Source organism: Lapidilactobacillus bayanensis (assembly GCF_003946695.1).
Taxonomy (GTDB): Bacteria; Bacillota; Bacilli; order Lactobacillales; family Lactobacillaceae; genus Lapidilactobacillus; species Lapidilactobacillus bayanensis.
This window is the reverse complement of the sequence record NZ_RHOX01000001.1, coordinates 111,704-137,592: the sequence shown is the minus strand read 5'-3', so window position 1 is coordinate 137,592 and position 25,889 is coordinate 111,704. Positions and strand designations below refer to the sequence as shown.

At 41.3% G+C, this 25,889-nt stretch carries 24 protein-coding genes; 8 read left to right on the top strand and 16 right to left on the bottom strand.

Going from position 1 to position 25,889, the window contains the following annotated elements; genetic code table 11:
* Positions 1 to 18: 18 nt before the first annotated feature.
* A complete protein-coding gene (gene dnaG / locus EKM65_RS00635; protein WP_125604474.1) occupies positions 19 to 1,851 on the bottom strand; it encodes a DNA primase in 1,833 nt (610 codons plus the stop codon).
* A 199-nt stretch (positions 1,852 to 2,050) separates the two neighbouring features.
* On the opposite strand from dnaG, the gene EKM65_RS11110 reads away from it, so the two are divergent.
* From EKM65_RS11110 to EKM65_RS11105, 6 genes are all read left to right on the top strand, one after another.
* Complete coding sequence (locus EKM65_RS11110; RefSeq protein ID WP_164506755.1) at positions 2,051 to 2,221, top strand: hypothetical protein; 171 nt, start codon at positions 2,051 to 2,053, stop codon at positions 2,219 to 2,221.
* A complete protein-coding gene (locus EKM65_RS00630) occupies positions 2,222 to 2,563 on the top strand; it encodes a hypothetical protein (RefSeq protein WP_125604472.1) in 342 nt (113 codons plus the stop codon).
* Positions 2,564 to 3,096: 533 nt separating this feature from the next.
* Positions 3,097 to 4,101 carry a tryptophan ABC transporter substrate-binding protein gene (gene trpX, locus EKM65_RS00625; protein ID WP_125604470.1) on the top strand — a complete coding sequence of 335 codons (1,005 nt, stop codon included), beginning with the start codon at positions 3,097 to 3,099 and terminating at the stop codon, positions 4,099 to 4,101.
* On the top strand, positions 4,098 to 4,994 hold the full coding sequence (locus tag EKM65_RS00620; protein WP_125604468.1) for an ABC transporter permease: 897 nt from the start codon (positions 4,098 to 4,100) through the stop codon (positions 4,992 to 4,994). Before trpX ends, EKM65_RS00620 begins: the two co-directional genes overlap by 4 nt.
* On the top strand, positions 4,991 to 5,782 hold the full coding sequence (locus EKM65_RS00615) for an ABC transporter ATP-binding protein (protein WP_125604466.1): 792 nt from the start codon (positions 4,991 to 4,993) through the stop codon (positions 5,780 to 5,782). Before EKM65_RS00620 ends, EKM65_RS00615 begins: the two co-directional genes overlap by 4 nt.
* Before the next feature lie 161 nt (positions 5,783 to 5,943).
* Positions 5,944 to 6,111 (top strand): hypothetical protein, encoded by a 168-nt coding sequence (locus EKM65_RS11105; RefSeq protein WP_164506754.1) that lies wholly within the window; start codon positions 5,944 to 5,946, stop codon positions 6,109 to 6,111.
* A 369-nt stretch (positions 6,112 to 6,480) separates the two neighbouring features.
* On the opposite strand, the gene glyS is transcribed toward EKM65_RS11105, so the two are convergent.
* The 10 genes from glyS to rpsU form a co-directional block, all read right to left on the bottom strand.
* On the bottom strand, positions 6,481 to 8,559 hold the full coding sequence (glyS, locus tag EKM65_RS00610) for a glycine--tRNA ligase subunit beta (protein ID WP_125604464.1): 2,079 nt from the start codon (positions 8,557 to 8,559) through the stop codon (positions 6,481 to 6,483).
* Complete coding sequence (glyQ, locus tag EKM65_RS00605; RefSeq protein WP_125604462.1) at positions 8,559 to 9,467, bottom strand: glycine--tRNA ligase subunit alpha; 909 nt, start codon at positions 9,465 to 9,467, stop codon at positions 8,559 to 8,561. Before glyQ ends, glyS begins: the two co-directional genes overlap by 1 nt.
* Before the next feature lie 996 nt (positions 9,468 to 10,463).
* Positions 10,464 to 11,264 carry a DNA repair protein RecO gene (gene recO, locus EKM65_RS00600; RefSeq protein ID WP_125604460.1) on the bottom strand — a complete coding sequence of 267 codons (801 nt, stop codon included), beginning with the start codon at positions 11,262 to 11,264 and terminating at the stop codon, positions 10,464 to 10,466.
* 2 nt (positions 11,265 to 11,266) lie between these two features.
* Positions 11,267 to 12,169 carry a GTPase Era gene (gene era / locus EKM65_RS00595; RefSeq protein ID WP_125604458.1) on the bottom strand — a complete coding sequence of 301 codons (903 nt, stop codon included), beginning with the start codon at positions 12,167 to 12,169 and terminating at the stop codon, positions 11,267 to 11,269.
* Complete coding sequence (cdd, locus tag EKM65_RS00590; RefSeq protein ID WP_125604456.1) at positions 12,166 to 12,561, bottom strand: cytidine deaminase; 396 nt, start codon at positions 12,559 to 12,561, stop codon at positions 12,166 to 12,168. Before cdd ends, era begins: the two co-directional genes overlap by 4 nt.
* A gap of 792 nt (positions 12,562 to 13,353) precedes the next feature.
* Positions 13,354 to 13,740, bottom strand: coding sequence for a diacylglycerol kinase family protein (locus EKM65_RS00585; RefSeq protein ID WP_125604454.1), 387 nt, complete (start codon positions 13,738 to 13,740; stop codon positions 13,354 to 13,356).
* Positions 13,724 to 14,200 carry an rRNA maturation RNase YbeY gene (gene ybeY / locus EKM65_RS00580; RefSeq protein WP_125604452.1) on the bottom strand — a complete coding sequence of 159 codons (477 nt, stop codon included), beginning with the start codon at positions 14,198 to 14,200 and terminating at the stop codon, positions 13,724 to 13,726. The genes EKM65_RS00585 and ybeY overlap by 17 nt, the downstream gene beginning before the upstream one ends.
* Positions 14,181 to 15,179: a PhoH family protein gene (locus EKM65_RS00575; RefSeq protein WP_125604450.1), complete on the bottom strand. Its 999-nt coding sequence runs from the start codon at positions 15,177 to 15,179 to the stop codon at positions 14,181 to 14,183. The genes ybeY and EKM65_RS00575 overlap by 20 nt, the downstream gene beginning before the upstream one ends.
* Before the next feature lie 80 nt (positions 15,180 to 15,259).
* Positions 15,260 to 15,706, bottom strand: coding sequence for a GatB/YqeY domain-containing protein (locus EKM65_RS00570; protein ID WP_125604448.1), 447 nt, complete (start codon positions 15,704 to 15,706; stop codon positions 15,260 to 15,262).
* Between the two features lie 86 nt (positions 15,707 to 15,792).
* A complete protein-coding gene (gene rpsU / locus EKM65_RS00565; protein ID WP_057755293.1) occupies positions 15,793 to 15,972 on the bottom strand; it encodes a 30S ribosomal protein S21 in 180 nt (59 codons plus the stop codon).
* A 198-nt stretch (positions 15,973 to 16,170) separates the two neighbouring features.
* On the opposite strand from rpsU, the gene EKM65_RS00560 reads away from it, so the two are divergent.
* On the top strand, positions 16,171 to 16,989 hold the full coding sequence (locus tag EKM65_RS00560; RefSeq protein WP_125604446.1) for a pyruvate, water dikinase regulatory protein: 819 nt from the start codon (positions 16,171 to 16,173) through the stop codon (positions 16,987 to 16,989).
* Positions 16,990 to 17,586: 597 nt separating this feature from the next.
* Here the strand turns inward: EKM65_RS00560 and EKM65_RS00555 are convergent.
* The 5 genes from EKM65_RS00555 to hisS form a co-directional block, all read right to left on the bottom strand.
* Positions 17,587 to 18,501: a deoxyribonuclease IV gene (locus EKM65_RS00555; protein WP_125604444.1), complete on the bottom strand. Its 915-nt coding sequence runs from the start codon at positions 18,499 to 18,501 to the stop codon at positions 17,587 to 17,589.
* A gap of 8 nt (positions 18,502 to 18,509) precedes the next feature.
* Positions 18,510 to 19,388, bottom strand: coding sequence for a YitT family protein (locus EKM65_RS00550; RefSeq protein WP_125604442.1), 879 nt, complete (start codon positions 19,386 to 19,388; stop codon positions 18,510 to 18,512).
* A 735-nt stretch (positions 19,389 to 20,123) separates the two neighbouring features.
* Positions 20,124 to 20,645, bottom strand: coding sequence for a peptide-methionine (S)-S-oxide reductase MsrA (gene msrA, locus EKM65_RS00545; protein ID WP_125604440.1), 522 nt, complete (start codon positions 20,643 to 20,645; stop codon positions 20,124 to 20,126).
* Between the two features lie 117 nt (positions 20,646 to 20,762).
* Entirely contained in the window at positions 20,763 to 22,541 is a 1,779-nt protein-coding gene (gene aspS / locus EKM65_RS00540; RefSeq protein ID WP_125604439.1) for an aspartate--tRNA ligase, read from the bottom strand.
* Positions 22,542 to 22,586: 45 nt separating this feature from the next.
* Complete coding sequence (gene hisS, locus EKM65_RS00535) at positions 22,587 to 23,873, bottom strand: histidine--tRNA ligase (RefSeq protein WP_125604437.1); 1,287 nt, start codon at positions 23,871 to 23,873, stop codon at positions 22,587 to 22,589.
* A gap of 579 nt (positions 23,874 to 24,452) precedes the next feature.
* On the opposite strand from hisS, the gene EKM65_RS00530 reads away from it, so the two are divergent.
* On the top strand, positions 24,453 to 25,784 hold the full coding sequence (locus tag EKM65_RS00530) for an N-acetylmuramoyl-L-alanine amidase (RefSeq protein ID WP_125604435.1): 1,332 nt from the start codon (positions 24,453 to 24,455) through the stop codon (positions 25,782 to 25,784).
* The last annotated feature ends 105 nt before the right edge of the window (positions 25,785 to 25,889 follow it).

Genomic DNA, 25,889 nt, shown 5'->3' with positions numbered 1-25,889 from the left:
TAGATTGTCCCCCTATTGCTATTGACTCAATTGACGTTTTAACTGCAAAAGTTCATTTAGCCATTTCATTTCCGCAGCATCATCGCCTTGCTCTGTGGCCCGTTTCACTTGCCGCTGGGCATTTTGCAAACGTTGATTAATCCGTGCCGTTTGAATGTTGTGTAAATAGTCGTTTACTTCATCATCACTGATCTCATCAGGCAAAGTTAGCATTTCAATTTCCATGAGCAGTGGTTGTTGTTCTGGCGTCAAAAAATCGGCAAAGCCGGCCACATCATGCTGGCTATCAGTTTGTAGAAATTCCTGCCAGCTTTCAAATAAGGCTTGAATTTGTGGGTTGTTAAAGGCAAAGCCATCATGATTGAGTAGCTGCTGACATAACGTTTCATCAGCAATGGCCAAGTTAAGCAAGCGCCGTTCAGAGATCTCTGTCCGATTAAGTACCACATTAAATACCGGTGACGGTGCTGTAGTTGTCTGCTGAGTTGTCAAACGAGTTTGGCGCTTTTCAGCACGTTGCTTACGTTGATATTGTCGATTGGCGTTAATGAACTCGGCTTTTAATGCCGTTAAGTCCACATTCGCTTGATCAGCAACCTGATGTAAGTACAAATCTTGTTCAACGGTTGATTCAACAGTAACCAAAGTTTGCAAAGCATTCTGGACATAAGCTAACCGCTCACTATCAACCGAGAAATTATATTGGTGAGCTAATCGCTGTAGTGCAAAGGCAATTGGCGTCATGACGTGATTCTCTAATTGATCTTGAAGTGCTTGAGCTCCATATGCTTTAACATACTCATCCGGGTCCTTGCCATCTGGTAACATGACGACCCCCACCTCAAAGGAACGATCCTTAACCAACTTCAAGGCATCTGCAATTGCGTTTTGACCAGGTTCATCTCCATCGTAACAGATAATCAGTCGTTGTGCCGCCCGCGATAACAAATATAATTGATCAGTGGTTAAACTAGTTCCCATCGAGGCAATGCCATTGGTAATACCAGCACGATAGGCACTAATCACATCCATGAAGCCTTCAAACAGATATGCCGTTTTCGTTTGGTGAATATTACGTTTAGCTTGAGAGAAATGATATAAGACATCGCGTTTTTGGAAAATTTCAGTTTCTGGTGAATTTAAATACTTCGGTTCATTTTCTGATTTAACAAGTAGCCGCCCGGAAAAAGCAATCACCCGTCCAGATTGATCCCAGATAGGAAACATTACCCGATTGCGAAAACGATCAATTAATTGACCATCTTGCCGTTGTGCAAATAAACCAGAGCGAACCATTAATTCTCGTGAGACATGACGCGTCTTCAAAAAATTCAGCAATAAATTGTTTTGGTCAGGTGCAAAACCTATTCCAAATTCATTAATTGCAGCTTCATCCAATTGACGTTTCTGCAAATAATTAAGAGCTGGCTCGCCAATCTCGGTTTTTAACAAAATGTGCGTATACAAAACTTGCACATCTTGATAAAGTTGCCGCAATTGTTGTGCTTGTGATTGTTCCCCAGTCTCTTCTTGCGTGGCGAGATCTTGCGGCAGTGCAATGTCACTGAATTTAGCAACTTTGAGCACCGCTTCAGGAAAGGAAACATCTTCAATCTCCATGATGAATTTGAAGACATTACCACCACGATGACAGCTAAAACAGTTGAAAATTTGTTTGTTTTCCGTTACTGAAAATGAAGGCGTCTTTTCTTCATGAAAGGGACAAAGCCCGAATAAATTTTTTCCTTGCTTTTTCAGCTGAACATACTGACTGACAACATCAACAATGTTAGTCTTTTGCCGCACTTCCTCAATGAATGCTTCAGGAATTCTTCCAGCGATGGTAATCACTTCCTTTCACTGTCAATAAGCAAGAAATGGGCCGAACAGTGAGATACCCAAAGTCAGCCCAATCTACATAATTTCGCAAGTTATAATATACCACTATTTCAGGAAGTAAACAAATAAAATGGTTTATTATCTTGAAACTATTTGTGGTGCTTTTTCACACTTGCGTAAAGGTTGCGGATGGAGCATGTGCGTTGGCGTAGTGGCGAAAGAATACCTCGTGCTGGAATTAATCAAAACGGTGGAAACAAAAACTGTTTTGTTGTGGTTCTTCGCGCTTGCGCAAAGGTTGCATATGAAACGTGCGGGTGCCGTGGTGGAAAATAAATACTTGTCGCTGGAACGTAGTGGGCGTCGATTTGAGCCGATTTAAGTGCGAATCGTCTCAAATGCGAGCCTTAATGTAGGCAATAAATTGCCAACGTTAATGTCACTACTGAGCGGTATTTATTTTCCACCACTAAACAAGCGAGATTGCAACCTTTGCGCAGGCACTAAATTGACGAGTGAGTGGATCACTTCTAATTTTCAGGAGCAAAAATTTGCTATTACATCACACCATATCTCTTTCATCAGTGCCGGAGGAAAATCGCGGTCAGCCGCGGAATTGTTATTAGTGGTTTACCACTTAGAACAAAGCTTGCGTTTGAGACGAATTAGGTTTCATTCGGCTCAAACCAATGCTTGCAGCGTTCCACCAGCGCATTTCCCGTAGGCACGGAGAAGTACAACATAACAATTCTAGGACCTAGCACTTATAACAAGAACATATTCAGCATAGGCCATGAAGAGCCACAATCTAACAGTTTTAAAACAAGCTCAGGGTCAACTGGTAATTTGAATTCAAAAAAATGTTGACAGTTTAATTGACATTAGCTATACTAATGTCAATTTCAAGTAAGCGTGTTGGTACTTCGTTTAATATGAGTTGGGTCAATTAAACCGCGCCACATACTTAAATACGTCAAAGGAGTTTGATTGAGATGCAAAAGTTATTAAACAACATTAATCATTCATGGCAAAGCCAGCAGAACAGATTGTAATGCCGCTATCACGGATACAATCTGGCAAACAGTTTGTATCTGTGCTGGCTAACTTTTGTGTTCTCAAACAAAGAAGTCTGCATGGAATTCATCCATCAACAGACTTCTGCTTATCCTTGTTTATAAGGCAAATTAGCAGAAATGCTGGTTTGCCTTTTTTGTATTCCGTAACCGATTTAATTAAAAAGAAAACGAGGTCTTTAACATGAAACGAATGATTGCCTTTATTAGTGCCCTGGTGATTTTTCTAATTGCTGCTTTTATTGTGACTGATAAAAACCAGCCTGCTTCACCTGTTACCAAAAAAATTCCCACGGTCGGTATTTTACAGCCGCTAACACACCCTGCTTTAGATGAAATCCATCGCGGCGTTGTTGCTGGCTTGAAAGCAGAAGGTTTTATTGCTGGCAAGACAGTCAAACTTGATTTCCAAAACGCGCAAGGTGACCAAAGTAACTTAAAAACAATGAGTACTAAGTTTATTGACGAAAAAGTTGACTTGATGGCCGCGATTGCCACCCCGGCTGCCCAAGCCTGCGCCAATGCTGCTAATGGTAAAACACCAGTGATTTTAGCAGGAATTACAGATCCAGTTGGTGCTAAATTGATCAAAACCGATCAGCATCCTGGCGGCAATATCACAGGTACTTCTGGTGATGCACCGTTAGATAAGCAACTACAATTATTGCAGCAAGTTGTTCCTCAAGCCAAAACAATCGGCATTATTTATTCATCAAGTGATCATGGTGGCGAGTACAACGCGAAGAATTTCGCTAAATTGGTAACACAAGCTGGCTTAACGCCAAAGTTGTACACCATTAGTACCACCAACGATATGCAACAAGTCGCTCAACAAATGGTTCAGCATGTGGATGCCGTCTATGCCCCACAAGACAACAACGTGGCAACGGCAATGAAAACCTTAATCAATGTCACGAACGTTGCCAAAAAGCCCGTCTTTGCCTCAGCCGACACGATGGTCAAGGATGGTGCATTAGCAGCATACGCGATCACCCAATTTGATTTAGGAAAAGTCGCTGGACAAATGGCCGGTCAAGTTCTTAAAGGTCGCAATCCGGCTAACTATCCCCTCGCTTATGTAAGCAAGGGTCACAACGTATTGAATGAAAAAACGGCACAAACTTTAGGTATTAAATTCCCAACTGCGGTCACTAAACTGGCGCAAACGAAAGGAGAAATCATCAAATGAGTATGATTGTTTCTGCAATTGGTCAAGGATTATTATGGGCCATCTTAGGTGTTGCATTATTTCTAACATTTCGAATTTTAAACTTCGCTGATATGACAGTCGAAGGTACCTTTCCACTGGGGGCCGCAGTAGCGGTTACAAGTATCACCAACCAATTGGCCCCAACAGCTGCACTCGGTTTAGCTTTTCTAGCTGGAGCGGCCGCTGGTTTGATTACAGGCTTACTTTATACAAAGGGTAAAGTGCCAATTCTATTAGCTGGTATTTTGGTTATGACGGCTTGCCTTTCGATTAATCTACGCATTATGGGCACGTCAAATATTTCCCTACTTGGTCAAGCGACGATTTTTAGCAATCACTTTTTAAAATCACTACCCCGTTATTTTGACAGTGTTTTAGTTGGTTTAATCGCAGTGATACTTATCACTGGTTTACTGATTTACTTCTTGCAAACAGATTTAGGTCAAGCTTTTATCGTTACCGGCGATAATCCAATCATGGCCCAATCAATCGGAATTAATACTGATGGCATGACGATTCTTGGCTTGATGGTTTCTAACGGCTTGATTGCCTTAAGTGGTGCGTTAATCGCCCAGAGTAATGGCTACGCCGACGTTAACATGGGGATTGGGATTATTGTGATTGCCTTAGCATCCATCATTATTGGCGAAGTCGTCTTTGGCAATCTGACGTTGAACCAACGGCTCGTGGCGGTCACATTAGGTAGTATTATTTATCGCTTCGTGATTTTAATTGTCTTGCAATTGGGCTTCAGTACTAACGATTTGAATTTAATCTCCGCTATTATTCTAGCCATTTGCTTAATGCTACCGCAATTCAGTCACAAGTTGAAATTGGATCAGCTATTTCGGAAAGGAGTATCACGTTCATGAATGCAGAAAATCAACCCATTTTGGTGTTAAAAGATCTGTCAGTTGCCGCTAATCAAGCAACGCCGGAGCAGAACCTCATCTTAAAACAGTTAAACTTAACAATTAATGCTGGAGATTTTGTCAGCGTCCTAGGAACAAACGGTGCTGGGAAATCAACTTTGTTTAACGCTATCGCTGGTAATTTACCGATTCCTACTGGTGAGTTACGTTTAAACGGGCACTTGCTCAATTCATTAAGTGCAGAGAAACGTTCTCGCTATATTGCTCGAGTTTTTCAAGATCCTAAGTTAGGCACCGCACCGCGAATGACGGTTGCCGAAAACTTATTACTAGCATTACATCGGGGGCAACGGCGTACCCTCAAGCCTCGTGGTCTCAAACAACAGCGAGCAAATTTCCAAAGATTGTTAGCAACGATGGGCAACGGTTTAGCCGAACATTTAGACACACCTGCAGAGAATCTCTCCGGTGGTCAGCGCCAAGCTTTGAGTTTCTTGATGGCAACGGAACGTCAACCCGATTTATTGCTGCTAGATGAACATACAGCTGCATTAGATCCCAAAACCAGTGATCAGTTGATGGCACAAACAAATCAAGTGGTCACGGAGCAACAACTAACTTGTTTAATGATCACCCATCATTTAGAAGATGCGTTGAAATATGGTAATCGCTTAATTATTCTGAGCACCGGTCAAATTTTACTCGATGTTAGTGGTACTGAAAAAGCTGCTTTGACGAAAACTGACATTCTCGCTTACTTTGGTCAGCTCGCAAGTGTTGAAAACTAGTACGATTATCTTGTGCCTTTCCGCGATAGAACCACAACAAAATAGTGGCAACTAAAACTGCTTTGTTCTGGTTCTCCGCGCTTGCGCAAAGGTTGCGTACGAAACGTGGTGGGTACCGTGAGGGAAAATAAATACTTTCGACGGAACGTGGTGGACGCTGCTTGAAGCCAATTTTTAACAAAATTGTCTCCAAGCCAGGTCTTGTTGTAAGTAATAAATTACTAACAACAATTTCACCACTGAGCGGTATTTATTTTCCCTCACTAGGCAAGCAAGATGGCCACCTTTGCGCAAGCGCTGACTTGACGAGTGGTTGGACTGCCCCCTAAAATTTTGAGAAGTACAAATTTGCAGCTAAATCACGCCGCCACATCTCGTTCGTCAGTGCCGGAGGGAAATCGCGGTCAGCCGCGGCATTCTTGTTGGTGGTTTACCACTTACAAGAAAGTTTGCATTTGAGACAAATCGGTCTTTGATTTGGCTCAAATCAAACTCGCAGCGTTCCACCAGCGCATTTCCCGTAGGCACGAAGAAGCACAACATAACAGTTCTAGGATTTGCCTCTCTCAACAGAATATTCAAGACGAATCTGTTTTAGTTCGGTCAAAGATCAGTACTTGTAGTATTTCAATAGAATATCAATGCAAAAGGGCCTAAATCCAAAAAATGGATTTAGGTCCTAGTTGTTTTATGCTAAATTATTTGACGATTAATTCTTGTAAGTTACCAAAAATCTTAATTAAGCGTTGAATGATCGCTAATTGAATTAAACGATTCTGCCGAACTTTTTCATCATCAGCCATGATCATATTCTCTTCGAAATAATCTTCAATCAATGGCCGTAATGCGTGTAATTCATCGTAATCTTCTGCAATTGACTTACTCTTGAAGGTCTTACGAATATTTTCGACTGCATCATACAATTTTTGTTCAGACGGGTTTTCAAACAAGGCCGGATCAACTGTCAATGCGTCTAAATCAAGGTCAGCTTGATCAACTAAGCGTGTTACTCGTGTCAAAGCTTCAATTGTTTCCTTAAAATCTTGATCAGCGCTATGGCCAGCTAAAGTTTTAGCCACATCAGCAATTGTGGCTGGATCAGCACTTTCTGAACCGACAATTGCTTCAATCATGTCGTGACGAAGATTCTTAGTATTAAAGAATTGACGCATTCGATCGATGAAGAAATGCTGAGTATCCTGATCATTCTTGGTCCAGTCCAAATCATAAGTTAAATGATTCTTAACCAAAGACTTAGCTAAACGATTCTGCAAATCATGTAACTGCAAGTGCCAATGGTTGGCGATTAAAATGCGCACTAACCCATACGATTGGCGACGAAGCGCATACGGGTCGTTAGAACCACTTGGAATCATATCAACTGAGAAGAAGGCATAAATCGTATCTAATTTATCAGCGATTGCTAAAGTCGCACCAACCTTAGAAGCGGGCAACTCACCATCGGCTGACGTTGGCAGATAATGTTCGCGAATAGCTTGAGCAACGGCTTTATTTTCACCAAAAATCTTAGCGTAAATTTCGCCCATCACCCCTTGTAATTCTGGGAATTCTCCAACCATACCTGTTACCAAATCAAACTTATAAATATGAGCCGCACGATCCAAATCTGCCAATTCTTGATCACTTAAATCAAATAGCTGACCCAAAGTAGCGGCAATCATGGCAACCCGCTGCATTTTTTCATACATGGTCCCAATCTTATCGTGGAAGCTGACTGTCTTTAACTTTTCAACATAATCAGCAATCGTATGCTTCTGATCTTCTTCAAAGAAGAACTTAGCATCTTCCAGACGAGCAACTAAAACTTTTTCGTTACCAGAAATGACGTTTTCGAGATAGTCGCGATTGCCATTGCGCACACCAATAAAGTTCGGCGCTAACTTGCCATCTTGATTGCGCACGTAGAAGTAACGCTGGTTGTCCTTCATCGAGGTAATTAAAACAGCCTCAGGAACAGCCAGGTATTGCTCAGCAAAGTGGCCGGCAAAAGCAGTCGGATATTCGACCAAGTTAACAACTTCTTCTAGTAAATCAGGATCAAGATCAACCAGCCAATTATTTTTAGCGGCGATTTCTTTAATCTGCTCTTCAATTACCGCTTGTCGTTTAGCCATGTCCGCGATGACAAACTCGCTAGCTAAATCGGCTTCATAATCTGTTGCTGTTGCTATTTCGACAGGCTTACCCAAGAAACGATGGCCTTGAGAGATACGACCAGCTTTTACATCGAGTATTTGCATAGGGACGATTTGGTCATCAAGCAAACTCACTAACCAATGAATTGGTCGAATGTATTCGAATTCGTTTGTCCCCCACTTCATCCGTGTTGGGAAAGTCAAGCCTTTAGCAATAGCCTGAATACCAGCTAGAACCTCTGCAGCAGCTTTACCTGCAGTTTTCTTCTCAACAAAAACGTAAGGTTCACCTTTGAAATCTTTAAACGTGATATTTTCGGGTGCAACTTTTTGACCACGAGCGAATCCTAAGGCCGCTTTAGTAAAATTACCGTCGGCATCTAAGGCAATCCGTTTCGCCGGGCCTTTAACTTCTTCAACTTTATCAGGTTGACGGTCGGCTAACCCGCTAATCAACAACGCTAATCGACGTGGTGTCGCATATGATTTAATTGCTGTATAGTCGAGACGTTGTTCTTGCAAGTACTTGGTCGTTTTTTCGACTAATTGTGCCACACTTGGACGAACAACATGGGCTGGCATTTCTTCTAAGCCAATTTCAAATAAATAATTTGCAGACATTATTTTTCCTCCTCAGCTTGTTCTTGAGCATGCTTCAATAATGGGAAACCTAATTTTTCACGTTCGTCGACAAAGGCTTGGGCCACTTGATGAGCCAAACGTCGAATTCGTGAAAGATAGCCTGCCCGTTCGGTAACCGAAACGGCACCGCGCGCATCTAGTAAGTTAAAGGCATGGCTGCATTTCAACACATAATCGTAAGCTGGGTGTACTAAACCTAACTTAATTAAACGCAAGGCTTCTTTTTCATAGTCGTTGAAGAAAGTTAACAACATGTCTTGGTCACTTTCTTCAAAGGCATATTTAGAATGTTCGTATTCGGGTTCTTTGAAGATATCGCCGTAAAGGACACCGTCACCCCATTCCAAATCAAAAACATTGTTCACTTCTTGAATGTAAGAAGCTAATCGTTCCACACCATAAGTGATTTCAGAAGTGACTGGATCGACAGTTAGGCCACCAACTTGTTGGAAATAAGTAAACTGGCTAACTTCCATGCCATCAAGCCAAACTTCCCAACCAACACCAGCACAACCCATTGACGGATTTTCCCAGTTATCTTCAACGAAGCGAATATCATGTTCCAAAGGTTCAATGCCTAATTCACGCAAGCTATCCAAATAATATTCTTGGATATTCTTGGGTGACGGCTTCATGACCACTTGGAATTGATGATGTTGGAATAATCGGTTCGGATTCTCACCATAACGACCGTCTGCAGGACGACGCGAAGGTTCAACGTAAGCGGCATTCCAAGGTTCAGGTCCGATTGCCCGTAAAAAAGTATAAGGTGACATCGTACCGGCACCTTTTTCAGTATCGTAAGCCTCCATTAGCATGCAGCCTTTTTGAGACCAAAATTTTTGCAATGTTAAAATCATTTCTTGCACATTCAAATGTTTAACCATAAAATTCACCTTTCTTTATTTGTGTCGTGGTCAAGTTAGATGATGAGGACAGCAATCAAGTGGAATTTTCAAAACGTACCGCGAAAGTCTGACAACTTCGCACTATTTTGTTGTGCATCGGCAAAGGTTGCGGATGAAACATGATGGTGAACGTGGCGGCATCACTAATCACAACAACAAAAACTAGAACTGGTGTATTGTGTTACTTCGTGCCTCCAGAAAATATGCTGGTGGAACGCTGTGGGCACGACTTTAAGCCAATCTGCGATTGTCTTAAAGGTCGGCCTTCTCGTAAGCGATAAATCGCTAACGACAATTTCACAGCTGACCGCAATTTTCTTCCGGCACTGACCAAAGTGCGTTAGTGCAACTAAACCGCAAATTTATGTCTCTATAACATGAAAATGGTTCAACCACTTGTAAATTCAGTGCTTGCGCAAAGTGGATGTCTTGTTAGCCTAGTGGTGGAAAATAAATACCGCTCAGTAGTGAAATTCTTGTTGCAGCTTTAGCTGTTACAAGAAGGTTCGACTTGAAGACAATCTTTGATTGGCTCCAAGCGACGCCCACTACGTTCCAGCGACAAGTATTTATTTTCCACCACGATACCATCACGTTCCATAAACAACTTTTCGAATGCACGAAGAACAGCAACATAATAGTTCTTTGATTTTGAAACGTGCTTAAAGCAACTGATTGCTATGTCTAACTAGAAATCTCATCTGGGTTAGCACCCAGCTGTGCTTTCTAGTTAGAGCTACGCAATCAACCCGTTGCTTTGCGCACTCTACAAAAAAAGTCCCTATGCTACGCTAAACGTAACATAGGGACGAATATTTTCGCGGTTCCACCCTAATTCAGATGTCAGACATCTGCACTTAATTGCTTTTCTAATTGAGGTGCCCTGATTTCTGGTGTGCTCTCACTGTTCACACTCGCTGTTATGAAATCATTAATTCCTCATCAAGCTAGAATAATATTGAATTCAAAAAGAGTCTAACCGTTTTTGGGCGACTTGTCAACTTTTTTCGGGGTTAATTGTGGCATGCGAGTAATTTCATCTAGGTACTTCTTACTTTTTAATTGCAGGCCAACTTGATCTTGATAGATTTTATCTAAAATGCGCTGCAAATCTTTTTTAGTGCGAACACTTAGATCGACTTCGCCTAATTGCTGCGGCATGATTCGTGCTAATCCCTGCATCAAGGCAATCGTCTTAGGTTGCGCATGAAGGCGATGAACATCTAGCGGCCAATGATCTTGACACAATAAGCCGCCATATTGTTCGGAATAATCCATCGGCAAATCATGACGCTGACAAATCACACAGTCTTGTAAATGTGGCGCGACCCCAAATTGATTTAACAATTTGATCTCAACTAGGTTAGCTAAAAGCTGTGCGTCAGTGCCGTCATTCATTTTATCGAGTGCAGCGACAATGAGCTCAAAATATTGTCCTAGCGGTTTTCCCTCGTCAAAAGCAGACGCGACTAATGTTAACAAATAAGCCGCATAAGCTTGAGCCAAAATATCCATACTAATCTTAGCGTACAAATGTGTTTGCTTCGTTGAGGTGATGTAGGACAAGCCTTGCGTGTTGATAGCCCCAATATAATCGGCATAAGTAAAGGGTAAAATAGCCGTTTGTAATTTGAAGCTCGGTCGTTTTGCTCCGCGCACCATAAACATCTTGGCAGCATACTTATCCGTTAAAATTTGGACTAATAAATCTCGTTCGCGGTAATCGCGGCGGTACATCACGATGCCGCGAAATTCTGCATCGCGAAATAGTGTCATCTTTATTTAAAGTCCTTAGCGTTGTAGCCGGCTCGCGCCAAAAAGAGTGGATTGTCGCGCCAGTTCCGTTGCACACTAACTTGTAATTTTAGATTAACCTTTTCACCGAGCAACGCTTCGATTTCACGACGCGCTCCAATCCCGATTTTCTTCAACATTGAAGCACCTCTGCCGATGACAATTCCCTTTTGACTATCACGGTCAACGTAAATAATGGCATTGATGACGCGTTTACCGTTTTCGAACTTGTTCATGTCTTCGACGATAACTGCTGTTGAATGAGGAATTTCGTCGCGAGTAAATTCAAGAATCTTTTCGCGAATCAATTCGGCAACAATGAAGTATTCAGGATGGTCAGTTAATTGATCATCAGGATAAAACTTCGGGCCGGCTGGTAAATATTTCTTAATCTCGGCCATCAATTCATCAACGTTGTTGCCTTGAGTTGCTGACAGAGGAATAATTTCAGCAAAGTTAGCAATTTCTTGATACTCAACAATCATTGACAATAAATCATCGGGATGAATTAAGTCAATTTTATTAATCACTAAGAATAACGGTGCTTTAATATTGGCCAACTGCTCAAGAATATAACGATCGCCGGGGCCAATTTTATCCTCGGCACCGGTCATATAAATGGCAATATCCACATCTGCCAAGGCTGAAAAGGCGGCCTTGTCCATGTAATCGTCAAGGTCGTTCTTGGGTTTATGAATTCCCGGTGTATCTAAGAAGACAACCTGTGCCTCATCATCAGTGACGACACCTTGAATTTTGTTACGAGTTGTTTGGGCTTTGGGTGACATGATGGCAACCTTTTCGCCAACTAGGCGATTCATTAATGTTGATTTACCAACATTAGGTCGTCCTAGCAATGCCACAAACCCGGATTTATAATCTGTCATTTAATCGGATCATCCTTTAATGAAAAAGAGTATGGTAAAAGTTCGGCAACGCTAAATTGTTTCACGTCACCTTGGAGATTGGTGAGAATAACTTGATCTTCCGGTTGCATAAATTCCGTCATTACTTGACGACAAGCACCACAAGGCGAAATAGCCTCATGAGTATCTCCGACAATAGCAATGGCTTTGAAATGATGATAACCCTCATAAACTGCTTTGAACATCGCCACGCGCTCAGCACAAATCGTCATGCTGTAAGAACCATTCTCAATATTGCAGCCTTGAAAAATTTTGCCGTCGTCTGTCAAAACTGCGGCACCCACCGCAAAGTGTGAGTATGGCACATAAGCTTGTTGCCAAGCCTTTCGTGCTGCTTCAATTAATTTATCCATCACACTACCTCCACAAATATTACTGAGTTAAATGGAACTTGGATTGGGACGTTAATTTGAAACTTGCGTTGATACGTTTTGTGCGACTTCGTACTTGCACAAAGGTTGTATACAGAACGTGTGAGGTACCGTGACGGCAAATAAATACTAGTCGCTGGAACGTAGTGGACACTGCTTGAAGCTAATTTTTTACAAAATTGTCTCCAAGACAGGTCTTGTTGTAACAGCTAAAGCTGCAACAACAATCTCACCACTGAGCGGTATTTATTTCCCGCCACTTAACTAACAAGAGGGCAACCTTTGCGCAAGCGCTGAATTAACGAGTGGTTGAACTGTCCTCTAAAATTTTGAGAAGTACAAACTTAAAGTTAAATCACACCACTGCATCTCTTTTGTCAGTGCCGGAGGGAAATCGCGGTCAGCTGTGAAATTGTCGTTGATGCTTTAGCATTTACGACAAGGCCGAGCTTTAAGACAATCGCAGATTGGCTTAAAGTCGAGCCCACAGCGTTCCACCAGCGTATTTCCTGGAGGCACGAAGAAGAGCAAAATGATAGTAAACGTGCTACGAACAACTGCTGGTACGAAATTTAAGTGAAAATCTTGTTGCATTGGCATGCATCAATCTTTCCATTTAAATTTGGACCAGCAACCCGTTGCCCTTCGCACTCTGATTTTGAAACGTGCTCATCGCAACTGATTGCTATGTCTAACTAGTAATCCCATCTGGGTTAACACCCAGCTGTGCTTTCTAGTTAGAGCTACGCAATCAACCCGTTGCCCTTCGCACTCTTAAAATATATATGGTGAAAAGATGATGACGCCAACAATTGCTGCTAAAATTGCGGCAACTAGCACGATTGCTGCGGAAACATCTTTAACTTTTTTGGCTAATGGATCGTAGTGCTTCTCAACTAATAAGTCAATTAAATATTCTACCGCTGTATTCCACAACTCTGCGATCAGCACTAAGAAAATAACAACGATCAACCAGAGCCAATCTAGCTTGCTAACGCCAAATAACAGCCCTGCTAGCAAAACTAACGCGGCAATGAACAAATGCCGCTTGAAATTTTTCTCGTCCTGGAAGGTCGTTTTAAGGCCTTCTAAGGCATGTCGAAAAGATTGGTAGAATGTATGGTTCTTGTTGGTCTGTTTTTGATTATCGTTTGAGGCCATAGCTGTCTAGAATTTCCTCTTGTAATTTGATCATGACTTTTTCATCCTCAGGTTCGATGTGATCGTATCCATTCAAATGCAAGAAGCCGTGCACGATTGTATAGCCGAATTCACGGTCAAAAGTATGGTCATATTCTACTGCTTGTTCCTTAACATGCTCGGGTGCAATGAATAAATCACCGATGTTGCGGGGAATATTTAATTCAGCAGCCAATTCTTCAAAGTCGGGCAAGTCACTCTCATCGTCTTCAATCGCAAAACTGATGACGTCGGTGACCCGATCTTTATCGCGATACTCACGGTTGATCTCGCGAATCTTGTCATCCGTAATTAAACTAATCGACATTTCAGCGTCTGCAGGTAAATCCAGCTTGTTAGCTGCAAATTCAACTAAATTGCGGATCCACTCTTCTCGTTCAACTGGTAAAACGTGTTGTTCATTAATTATTTCCAGATTCATCTTTTTTAACTTGCTCCTGATCATATTTTTCATAAGCATCAATAATGCTGGCAACAACTGGGTGGCGCACCACATCAGATGAGGAGAGCTCCACAAAGCCAATATGTTTAACATTCTTTAAAACATGGGCGGCTTCAATTAAGCCACTCCGCTGATTGTGCGGCAAGTCGATTTGAGTCACGTCACCGTTAACAATCATTTTGGAATTCATCCCTAACCGAGTTAGAAACATTTTCATTTGCGCAGGCGTGGTATTTTGCGCTTCGTCCAGAATGACGAGTGCTTCTTCCAATGTACGACCGCGCATATAAGCTAACGGCGCGATCTCAATAATACCGCGTTCCATTAAGCGATTCGCATGTTCAGTCCCCATGATGTTGTACAAGGCATCATAAATTGGTCGCAAGTAAGGATCAATCTTATCTTTCAAATCGCCAGGTAAGAAGCCTAAGTTTTCACCAGCTTCAACAGCCGGACGAGTTAAAATAATGCGTTGCACTTCGTTCGCTTTCAAAGCTGCAACAGCCAAGGCAACGGCAAGATAAGTTTTACCGGTACCAGCCGGCCCAATGCCAAACGTAATTTCGTTGTGCTTAACTGATTGAACATATTGACGCTGACCAAGGTTCTTGACCCGAATACTGCGACCTTTGGCATCGCGCACAATCTCTTCCGTGTACAAGTCGCTGAAATACGCCAAGGTACCACGATCGGCCATCTTCATAGCACTAATAATATCGCTATTATTAATCATCACCCCTTGGCGTAACAAGCGTGCAAGTTGTTCAAAAATACTAACGACCCGATCAACGGCGACGGCTGAACCAGTGACAACAATTTTCTCACCAAAAGCATGAATTGAAACGTTCAAACCTTCTTCGAGCAAATGTAAATATTCATCATTAATTCCCAGTAAATTTAAAGCCTGATCTGGATCTGGTAAGATAAAAGTTTTTTCAATATCTGGTTGCTCTACCAATGAATTCGCTCCAATCAAAAGTTATCTGTCAATTGAATTTTAGCACAGTTCAGCAGTTGTTGAAATTTTTGACGTGTTACTTATTTACTTAAAAGTTCTTTGACGATTTGATTAATCTGACCGCCGTCAGCACGACCTTTAACCTTTGGCATCAACGTTGACATGACTTTACCCATATCTTTCATTGAAGTTGCGCCAACTTCGGTGATTGTGGCGCTAATCAAAGCCGATAATTCATCTTTGTTCAATTGCTTAGGTAAGTAATTCTCAACAATGGCCATTTCTGCCTTAACTTCTGTAATTAAATCGTCACGGCCGCCTTTTTCAAATTCGACAAGTGACTCTTTACGTTGTTTCATTTCTGTACTTAAGACTTGTAATTCTTCTTCCGCTGTTAAATCAGCACCTTTTTTAATTTTTGCATTGGTTAAAGATGTTTTGATCATGCGGACAACATTTAGTTTGGTCTTGTCTTTGGCCTTCATGGCAGCTTTTAAGTCTTGAGTTAATTGTTCATTTAAAGTCATTGGGGGGGACATCCTTTCGTGAAAAAATACCCCCTTGTCGTAGAAGATCACAAAATGTAATCCAAAAAACAAGAGGGTAAAATTTATTATCTAAATTTCTTACGTTTGCGAGCTGCTTCTGACTTCAGCTTTTTCTTAACGCTTGGTTTCTCGTAGAATTCACGTTTACGGTATTCTTGGAGTGTACCACTTTTAGAAACAGAACGTTTGAAACGTCGAAGAGCATCATCAAGAGACTCGTTGTCGCGGACAATTGTCTTAGCCATGTGATTTCCCTCCTTCCAGTTTCTATGTAACTACTCTGTTGTACGAATAATGACGACATCACAGTGGTTCTTAATTATTATAGCGAAAGTTGAAATTACGGTCAACAACCTTTTTCGTAAATTTCGGATTAATTCGTAATGAAAGCGCTAAATATGTTAGAATAATTGAAAAGAATAAAAGATATGAGGTAAAAAACGATGGCCCAACCAAGACAATTATACTTATTTTTGATTTCAGATTCTGTTGGTGAGACCGCCTTTAAGCTAACTCAAGCGGCTATGGCCCAATTTCCGGAGATCAAACCAATTTATGAACGCTACCCTTTTGTTAACACCAAAGAAAAAATTGATAAATTAATTAAAAGTGCCATTAAAAAAGATGCGATTATTACACACACCTTAGTTACTCAAGGTTTAAGTGAATATGTCCAAATTGAGGCGGCCAATAATGATTTAACTGCGATTGACTTATTAACGCCTTTAGTTCGCAGTGTGAGCAAACGTTTTGCTTTAGAACCGACCCATGAAGCTGGCGCAATCCATCATTTGACCGAGAAGTATTTTGATCGGATTTCGGCGATGGAATTTGCTGTACTCTACGATGATGGGAAAGATCCGCGTGGTTTCTTAGAGGCGGATGTTGTCTTACTAGGAATTTCGCGGACGTCTAAAACACCGCTGTCACTATTCTTAGCCAATCGCAATATTAAAGTTGCCAATTTACCGCTGGTTCCTCAAGCTCACATTCCTGACGAGCTGTATCAAGTTGACCCGAAAAAAATTATCGGATTAACAAATGATCCCAAAGTTCTCAATAATATTCGCCGTGAGCGCATGATTGCTTATGGTCTGAACCCAGATACGACCTATTCTGATATGGATGCCATTAAAAAAGAGCTTGCGTTCGCCAAGAATCTCTATCAAAAACTTGGTTGTTTTGAAATCAACGTTGCCAACCGCTCGATTGAAGAAACAGCAACTTTAATTATGGAGCATTTAGGTTTGGATCATTATTAACAAATTATTGCAGATGATAAGTCCTAGAACTGTTATGTTGCGATTCTTCGTGCCTACGGGAAATGCGCTGGTGGAACGCTGCGAGTATTGATTTGAGCCAAATCAAAGCCCGATTTGTCTCAAATACAAACTTTCTTGTAAGTGGTAAACCACTAACAAGAATACCGCGGCTGACCGCGATTTTCCTTCGGCACTGACGAAAGAGCGTTAGTGCAGCTTAACTGCAAATTTGTGTTTCTAAATATTGAATAGTGATTCAGCCACTCGTCAATTCAGCGCTGGCACGAAGGTTGCTATCTTATTTGTTTAGTGAGGGAAAATAAATACCGCTCAGTGGTGAGATTGTTGTTGCAGCTTTAGCTGTTACAAGAAGGCCTGTCTTGGAGACAATTTTGCAAAAATTGGCTTCAAGCAGTGTCCACCACGTTCCAGCGAAAGTATTTATTTTTCCTCACGATACTCGCACATTCCATACGCAACCTTTGTGCAAGCGCGGAGAACCACAACATAACAGTTTTAGCTGCCATCATTTTTAAAACACTCAAAGACAGCAAGTATAAAACAAGGTAAGAGCAAACTCATCTGCTCTTACCTTGTTTATTGTTGTGCCCGTAATTTTTCTTTCATTTCAGGATCAAACTTTTGTGCTCTTAGCATCGCAATTTCTGCCCCGTATGGTGAGATGGTCCCCTTGGCATCGTCGGTAATCCCAATATACGGCGTCTCCAAAATTTTCGGAACAGCTTTTAATTGGGGATGGTTGGCGACATAATTCAGAGCCTCAAAACCAATCATTCCAAAACCAATATTCGTATGACGGTCCTTATGACTTCCTTGTGGGTTTTTAGAATCATTCAAGTGAATGACACTTAAGCGATCCAAGCCAATAATATGATCGAACTTATTTAAGACGCCGTCAAAATCGTGTCGAATATCGTAACCGGCATCATTGGTGTGACAAGTGTCAAAAGTTACGCTGAGTTTATTATTATGTTGAGTCAGCTCAATGATTTCGGCGAGTTCTTCAAAAGTACGGCCAATTTCAGTTCCCTTGCCTGCCATTGTTTCTAGCGCGATTGAAACTTGTTGTTGATCACTAATAATCTGATCTAGTGCTTGAGCTTCTTGCTTGATTGCTGCCTGCGAACCGGCGCCAACATGGGCACCTGGGTGAAAGCTCATGGCAAAAGCACCGATTGCATCCGCACGCTGAACTTCACCTTGCATAAATTCAATCGCAAACGGTAAATTTTCTGGTTTGATGGTATTTCCTAAATTTAGAATATAAGGTGCATGCACCACAATACTTTGAATCCCGTCCGTTTGAGCTAATGCCTGACCTTCGGGAATTTTCATTTCTGCTGTTGCTTTGCGTCGTGTGTTTTGAGGAGCTCCGGTAAAAATCATCATGGTATTAGCTTGATAACTATAAGCTTCTTCTACCGCGCCAACTAACATTTTTTTACCGCTCATCGAAACATGTGAGCCAATTATTAAATCTGAATTTGTCATTTCCGCACCTACTCAACTTTTGGTTCATAGAAGTGCCCCAATAACTTGAAGACTTCAGTGATACTAACGAAAGCATAGGGATCACTGTTGCGCATCGCCGTTTCAAAATCATGCATTTCATAACGTGAAATAATTGTGAAAAGAATTGTTTTCTCCTCGTGTTTATAAGCACCTTCAGCGTCATGGACAATGGTAATCCCGCGTCGTAATGACTTCTGCACGCTGCTAATTACTTTCTTAGGATGATCTGTAACAATCATCACCTGCAAACGTTGATGACTCGTATAGACCATATCAATCACGGCGCCATTGATGAAAATCCCCATGGCACTGTACAAGGCATGAACCCAGCCAAAAACAAAACCTGCACCAAAGATAATCAGCAGATTAAACATAATATTGATTGAGCCAATACTTTTACCAGTTTTTTTACGCAAGACGATGCCAATGATGTCTAGACCACCGGTAGAAATATTATATTTCAGCGCCATTCCGGTACCTAAGCCATTAATCAAGCCACCAAAAATCGCACAGATAATCGGATCAAAAGTAATTTTTAACGGTGAAATCATGTGCATCATAATCGTAGAAAACAAAACCGCGAAGAAGGTGAAGTACGTAAAACGATGACCGATTTTAAAGTAAGCCACAACAAACAATGGTGCATTAAATGCAAAATAAAGAATTGGTGTGGTCAACTTAATCGGTGTATTCGCCAATAAACTAGAAACCAACTGGGCCGCACCAGTAATTCCTGATGAATAAATATGTCCTGGTGTCCAGAAAAAGTTCAAGGCAATTGACACACAAATAGCATAGAAAAACGCCATTGATAACTTGGTTAAGTTAGAATGCCGTCGAATGGCACGTTCAATATCATTAAACATAAAAATAAATCCCTCTCAATTAGAACATTTGCCAATATTGTAACACATTGCCTAATTCCACAACCAAAAATCCGCTAAGAAAATAAAACTTCCTGCTAATTTAAACGTAGACTAATCCACCCACTAACAAATTTGGCCTTCACTTATTAAATACAATGTTTGTCTGCAAAATGATTTAATTACACATTTTGATATTTTGACAAGGACAAGCTATCCTTCGCGCTTGCACAAAGGTTGCTCATGTAATGTGCGCGTTGCCGTAGCGGCGAAATAATACTTGGCGCTGGAACGTAGTGGGCGTTGCTTGAAGCCAATTTTTGCAAAATTGTCTCCAAGTCAAGCCTTATTGTAACAACTAAAGTTGCAACAATAATGTCACTACTGAGCGGTATTCTTTCGCCGCCACTAATCTGACAAGATAGCAACCTTCGTGCAAGCGCTGAGTTGACAAGTGGTTGAACTACTCTTAATTCTCAGAAGCGTAAATTGCAATTAAATCACACCACATCTCTTTTGTCAGTGCCGGAGGAAAATCGCGGTCAGCTGTGAAATTGTCGTTAATGGTTTACCATTTACGACAAGGCCGAGCTTTGAGACAATCACAGATTGGCTTAAAGTCGAGCCCACAGCGTTCCACCAGCGCATTTCCCGCAGGCACGAAGAACCACAACATAATAGTTTTAGGCCTTATAGTCTTAAGACTTTTAATTTCCAACAGAATTCATTTTGACAGTACTAGTTACCCCAATGCTTTTCAATGAATTGTTGGCGACCGCCGCGTTCTTCCATTTCGAAGCGCGCTGGATTTTTACGATAAAAATCTTGATGGTAGTCTTCCGCAGGATAAAATGGTTGCGCGTCTTCAATCTTAGTTACAATTGGTTCTTTAAAAGTGCCAGATTTACTCAATTGTTCGCGCGATGCTTCTGCAATCTGCCGTTGTTCAGCTGAATTGACGAAAATAACCGGTCGATAATTATCACCGCGATCTTGAAATTGTCCCGCGGCATCAGTTGGATCGGTCACTTGCCAATAAACTTGTACCAAGTCGGCATAACTAATCACAGCGGCATCGTAAGTAATCTTAACAGCCTCAGTATGACCGGTCGTGTGCGAGCAAACTTGTTCGTAAGTTGGATTAGGAACATGACCACCAGTATAGCCAGAGATGACACTAATAATACCTGGTTGTTGATCAAACGGTTTAACCATACACCAAAAACAACCACCAGCAAAAATTGCTGTTTCTTCTTTCATTTTTAACACACCTTTCATCATTCCGATTTCGAATTAAAAAAAGACACCCTAAGTAAATTCACAGGCGTCTTTAATAATACACTAATTATTAAGCATCTACGTTGAAAAGTAAACTGATTAATCTTCGCTAGGTTTTTCCGGTTCAACTTCTAGCTTTAATTCATTTAATTGTGCTTGAGCAACACGTGATGGTGCTGTGGTCATCGGCTCTGTCGCCTTCGAATTCTTAGGGAAGGCAATCACGTCACGAATATTATCTTTACCAGCTAATAACATGGCGAAACGATCCAAGCCGATTGCTAAACCACCCAATGGCGGAAAACCATAATCCATCGTGTCAAGCAAGAAACCAAATTGTTCTTGAGCACTTTCTAATGTGAAGTCTAGAGCTTTTAACATCTTCTCTTGAATTTCGCGTGTGTGAATACGAATTGAACCGCCACCTAATTCATAACCGTTTAAGACGATATCATAACTTTGGGCATGTGCTGCATGAGGGTCGGTATCCAGTAAATGAATATCTTCTTCATTAGGCATGGTAAATGGATGATGGGCAGCAATCCATTGTTGATCGCCCTCATCATATTCGAATAGTGGCCAATCAACAACCCAAGTGAAAGCAAATTCATTGGCTGGAATTAAATTTAATTCCTTAGCAAAGAAATTACGTAAGTAACCTAAACTGTCAGCAACAACTTTCTTACTTGAGGCAACGAAAACAATTAAGTCACCGTTCTTAGCGTCTAACTTGCTGATTAAGTCAGCTTGCTGTTCTTTAACAAACCTAGCAATTGGACCGGTTACTTCGTCGTTTTCAACTTTCAACCAAGCCAAACCTTTAGCACCAAAACGTTTAATATAATCTTGGATTTGTTCGATTTGTTTACGTGAATAGTTACCCGCAGCTTGAGGCGCCACAATCGCTTTAACTTGACCACCATCAGCAACAGCACCGCTAAAGACCTTAAAGGCACTATCTTTGAAAAATTCACTTAAATCTTGCAGTTCCATTCCAAAACGTAAGTCAGGCTTGTCAGAACCAAAACGTTCTTGCGCTTCATTCCAAGTAATCCGTGGAAATGGCAATTTGACGTCGATTCCTTTTTCATCATGCATTACTTGAGCAATCATACCTTCAGTCAATGATTGAATTTCTTCGGCTGATAAGAAACTTGTTTCCAAGTCGATCTGGGTGAATTCAGGTTGCCGGTCGCCACGTAAATCTTCGTCACGGAAACAACGGGCAATCTGATAATAACGATCAAATCCTGAAGACATTAATAACTCTTTGAAAAGTTGTGGTGATTGAGGCAAGGCATAGAAGCTACCAGGATAAACACGTGATGGTACCAAGTAATCCCGTGCCCCTTCTGGCGTCGACTTGGTCAAATCTGGTGTTTCAATTTCAATAAAGCCGTTATCATCTAAGTAATGATGAACTGATCTAACAATCTGCGCTCTTGTTCGTAAACCGGCCATCATTTCTGGACGCCGCAAGTCTAAATAACGATATTTTAACTTCGTATCTTCAGAAGCGCTGATTTCATTGGTGATTTCAAATGGCGGTGTTTTGGATTTGTTCAAGACTTTGACTTCAGTAATTTCGACTTCGATTTTACCAGTCTTCATATTGTCGTTAATCGCCTTTTCGCCACGAGCAGCGACTTTGCCGTGAACACTAACCACGTATTCAGAACGCAAGGTTTCAGCAATCGCTAACGCGTCAGCATTGATCTCTTGACTGAAAACTAATTGGACGATACCTTCACGATCACGAAGATCAACGAAAACTAAGTTACCTAAACTACGACGTTTTTGGACCCAACCTGCTAAATCAATCTCTTGGCCAAGATATTGTTCATCAACTAAACCAGCATATGTTGTACGTTTTACCATAATAATTCCCCCAAACATTTTGGAAAGCTCTTTAAATCTTTCAACTTATTTTTGTAATTTTGCCAACACATCAGCAAAGTTATTTTCAAACGCAGCAATTTCAATTTCAATTTGTTCGCCAGTTGCTAAATTCTTGACGGGCACGTTACCTGTCTCCACTTCAGTTTCACCAACCGTAATCACGTATTGTGCATGCAGACGATCCGCATTCTTAAATTGACCTTTAACTTTGCGGGCTAAGTAATCTTGATCAGCACTATAACCGTTACGGCGAATCGCTTGTAATAATTTAAACGCTGAACTTTCAACGGCTTCACTCGTTTTAACCAGGTAGAAATCTAATGGTTTTTCTTGTAAAGCAGCATCTTGATCATCTAGTAGTAGCAACAAGCGTTCAACACCAATTCCAAAACCAATCCCAGGTTCATCCGGTCCACCGAATTCTTTCACCAAACCATCATAACGTCCGCCACCAATCGCCGTCATTTCTTGATTGTTAAAAGCTGGTGACGTCACCATGATCTCAAAGATTGTGTTGGTGTAGTAATCTAGTCCCCGCACCATCGTATGATCGATTTCGTAATCAATCCCTAAATTAGTTAAGCCAGTTTTGACCGCTGCAAAATGTTGTGCTGAATCTTCACTAAGGAAATCAAGAATCGTTGGTGCCTGGGCAACCAGCTCTTGATCATGCTGGTCTTTGCTATCCAGAATTCTTAAAGGATTGCTGGTTAAACGCCGCTGAGAATCCGCGCTTAACTCGGCTTGTAATGGTGTCAAATAATCAACCAAGGCTTGATGATAGGCTGCTTGTGTTGCAGCATCGCCCAGACTATTGATCACTAAATGCATGTCTGTTAATTTTAAGCGAGCTAATAATTGCATTGCCATGGCGATTGTTTCTACATCTAAGTCAGGTGACGTTGACCCAAAAGCTTCGACGCCGATTTGATGAAATTGACGTTGTCGTCCAGATTGGGGACGTTCATACCGGAACATTGGACCATGATAATAAACTTTATAAGGTTTAACCTGTTCAGGACCAAATAATTTGTTTTCGACATAGGCTCGAACGACGCCGGCCGTGCCTTCTGGACGCAGGGCAATATGGCGCTCACCTTTGTCATTGAAATCATACATTTCTTTGGACACGACATCCGAAGATTCACCTGAGGAACGTTCGAAAACATCATATGATTCAAAAATCGGTGTTCGAATTTCATGATAGTTATAAGTTTCAAAAACTTCTTGAGCAATATTTTCAACGTATTGCCATTTTTTAGCTTCAGCGGGTAAAATGTCTGCTGTCCCTTTGGGTTTTTGATAATGCATGCTAAACTCCTCCTAAATAATAACTGGTCATTACTCGATATCAATCTGGTTGCGAACAAATCATCACTTGACGATTGTTTAGGCAACTGTCAAGTGATGCCAGTCGCTTTAAAAAATACCAACAATATGGTGCAGTCGGTCAATTGCTACCCTAAGTTAATTCTGCTGTAAATAAAAAGCACCCTTAATCACAACTAAATTGCGATTAAGGGTGCGCAGTGGGCACGGTACCACCTTAAATTAACTATTGGATAACGTCGAATCGACGGAGCGATGCTCAACCTCGAAATGGTCGCTTCGTTCAATCCACCCTCTCAGCACTAGGCGGTCTCTGTTGTCTGAACTACTTCTCATTTGTCATTGGTTTAATATTCTCTCTTACTGTAACTGTCGATTTTCAGAAAGTCAAGGGCAGAATCATTATTTTTGCAACAAAAGCAACGATTCAAGTGATTAAGTTTTAGTATTTATTTAAGATTTAAATTAATGGCTAAGATTTAGACCAAATCAGACTATAATGAAGTATATATATACATAGCCACGAACTGTCATTTGTTCGATTCCAAGGAGTAATTTAATGTGATCAAAATAATCTTAAAAAAGATTTGGAAATGGCGTGTCGCGCTAACAATTTCTTTGGCAATTATCTTGTCAATCGGGACAACATTTGTCTTAGCAACTAGCCAACAAGTTGAAGTCCAAGCGAGCGTCTTAAATATTCGTAAAGGTCCTGGCCTGGCCTATGATGTCAGTGGACAAGTTAAGAAGGGGCAACGCTTAACGATTATTAGTGAGCGTAATGAATGGTATCAAGTTCGAATTAGCGATAACCAAGTTGGCTGGGTCGCCAGTTGGTTGGTTAAGAACACCGAAGTTAGTGCGACAACTAATCAAGTTGCCAGTGTCATTAGCGGTGGGACACCAATTTACCAGAGTAACAGTGAATCTGCCAAACAATTGACTAGTTTAGCGGCTGGTGTTAACGTGTCAATTCTATATCGTGAGAACGGCTGGTATGAGATTAAGTATGGCACTTCAGTTGCTTGGATCAAACAAAGTGCTGTTAAACTTTCGAGTCAAGTTGAAAGTGACGCTCAAACGGAAAATAACATCATCACAACCAATACCTCCAATGCCACACAAGTCGTCGTGATCAATGCCAATAACACCCACCTACGCACTCAACCAAATGCTAACGCCGCGGTTGTAGCTAATTTATCAGCCAATTCAACACTCACTTACGTTAAAACGGTCAATCAATGGTATCAAGTCAAAACTAGCTCTGGCAAAGTTGGTTATTTGGCCAGCTGGGTTGTCACACTCAAGGATAAAGGCACTTCAAGTAGCACCATGCCTAAAGTTGCATCCAACCTAGCCGAATCAACAATTGTCCTGGATCCTGGTCATGGTGGTAACGATTCTGGCGCCCTTTCTCAAACCAATCAATATGAGAAGACGTACACCCTAGAGATGGCTAAGGCAATTGCAGCGCGATTACGCTCTGCTGGCGCAAATGTCATTTTAACACGCAGTAGCGATGATTATGTTGGCTTGTCACAACGTGCACGAATTTCCAATAAGCTTAACGCTGATGCCTTCATTAGCCTTCACTTCGATTCTAATGACAGCGCCAACTCTGTCAGCGGCGTGACGACCTACTACTACAACAAAACGCGAGACGGTAAATTAGCTCGTTCACTGGAAGGACAATTATCAGCGTTACCACTAACAAATCGTGGTGCTGAATATGCCAATTACGAAGTTCTTCGTGAGAATACTCGTCCGTCTGTTTTACTGGAATTAGGCTATATCAATAACCAAAAAGACTTTAGTCAGATTAGTTCTACAAGTTACCGCCAGGCAGTCGCTAATTCAATCGTCAACGGTTTAACCGCCTATTTCAATAACTAAACCTAAAAAGAATGAGCCAATAGCGCAAAAAAACATCGGGACGTTTTCGTCTCGATGCTTTTTTGTGTTGTCGTTTATGTCGGCGTGTGTACGTTTTGCTGTGTA

What these genes read in the sequence shown, in the direction of transcription:
- trpX (WP_125604470.1), top strand. Translation starts at nt 3,097, where the DNA reads ATGAAACGAATGATTGCCTTTATTAGTGCCCTGGTGATTTTTCTAATT.
- EKM65_RS00620 (WP_125604468.1), top strand. Translation starts at nt 4,098, where the DNA reads ATGAGTATGATTGTTTCTGCAATTGGTCAAGGATTATTATGGGCCATC.
- EKM65_RS00615 (WP_125604466.1), top strand. Translation starts at nt 4,991, where the DNA reads ATGAATGCAGAAAATCAACCCATTTTGGTGTTAAAAGATCTGTCAGTT.
- glyS (WP_125604464.1), bottom strand. Translation starts at nt 8,559, where the DNA reads ATGTCTGCAAATTATTTATTTGAAATTGGCTTAGAAGAAATGCCAGCC.
- glyQ (WP_125604462.1), bottom strand. Translation starts at nt 9,467, where the DNA reads ATGGTTAAACATTTGAATGTGCAAGAAATGATTTTAACATTGCAAAAA.
- recO (WP_125604460.1), bottom strand. Translation starts at nt 11,264, where the DNA reads ATGACACTATTTCGCGATGCAGAATTTCGCGGCATCGTGATGTACCGC.
- era (WP_125604458.1), bottom strand. Translation starts at nt 12,169, where the DNA reads ATGACAGATTATAAATCCGGGTTTGTGGCATTGCTAGGACGACCTAAT.
- cdd (WP_125604456.1), bottom strand. Translation starts at nt 12,561, where the DNA reads ATGGATAAATTAATTGAAGCAGCACGAAAGGCTTGGCAACAAGCTTAT.
- EKM65_RS00585 (WP_125604454.1), bottom strand. Translation starts at nt 13,740, where the DNA reads ATGGCCTCAAACGATAATCAAAAACAGACCAACAAGAACCATACATTC.
- ybeY (WP_125604452.1), bottom strand. Translation starts at nt 14,200, where the DNA reads ATGAATCTGGAAATAATTAATGAACAACACGTTTTACCAGTTGAACGA.
- EKM65_RS00570 (WP_125604448.1), bottom strand. Translation starts at nt 15,706, where the DNA reads ATGACTTTAAATGAACAATTAACTCAAGACTTAAAAGCTGCCATGAAG.
- rpsU (WP_057755293.1), bottom strand. Translation starts at nt 15,972, where the DNA reads ATGGCTAAGACAATTGTCCGCGACAACGAGTCTCTTGATGATGCTCTT.
- EKM65_RS00560 (WP_125604446.1), top strand. Translation starts at nt 16,171, where the DNA reads ATGGCCCAACCAAGACAATTATACTTATTTTTGATTTCAGATTCTGTT.
- EKM65_RS00555 (WP_125604444.1), bottom strand. Translation starts at nt 18,501, where the DNA reads ATGACAAATTCAGATTTAATAATTGGCTCACATGTTTCGATGAGCGGT.
- EKM65_RS00550 (WP_125604442.1), bottom strand. Translation starts at nt 19,388, where the DNA reads ATGTTTAATGATATTGAACGTGCCATTCGACGGCATTCTAACTTAACC.
- msrA (WP_125604440.1), bottom strand. Translation starts at nt 20,645, where the DNA reads ATGAAAGAAGAAACAGCAATTTTTGCTGGTGGTTGTTTTTGGTGTATG.
- aspS (WP_125604439.1), bottom strand. Translation starts at nt 22,541, where the DNA reads ATGGTAAAACGTACAACATATGCTGGTTTAGTTGATGAACAATATCTT.
- hisS (WP_125604437.1), bottom strand. Translation starts at nt 23,873, where the DNA reads ATGCATTATCAAAAACCCAAAGGGACAGCAGACATTTTACCCGCTGAA.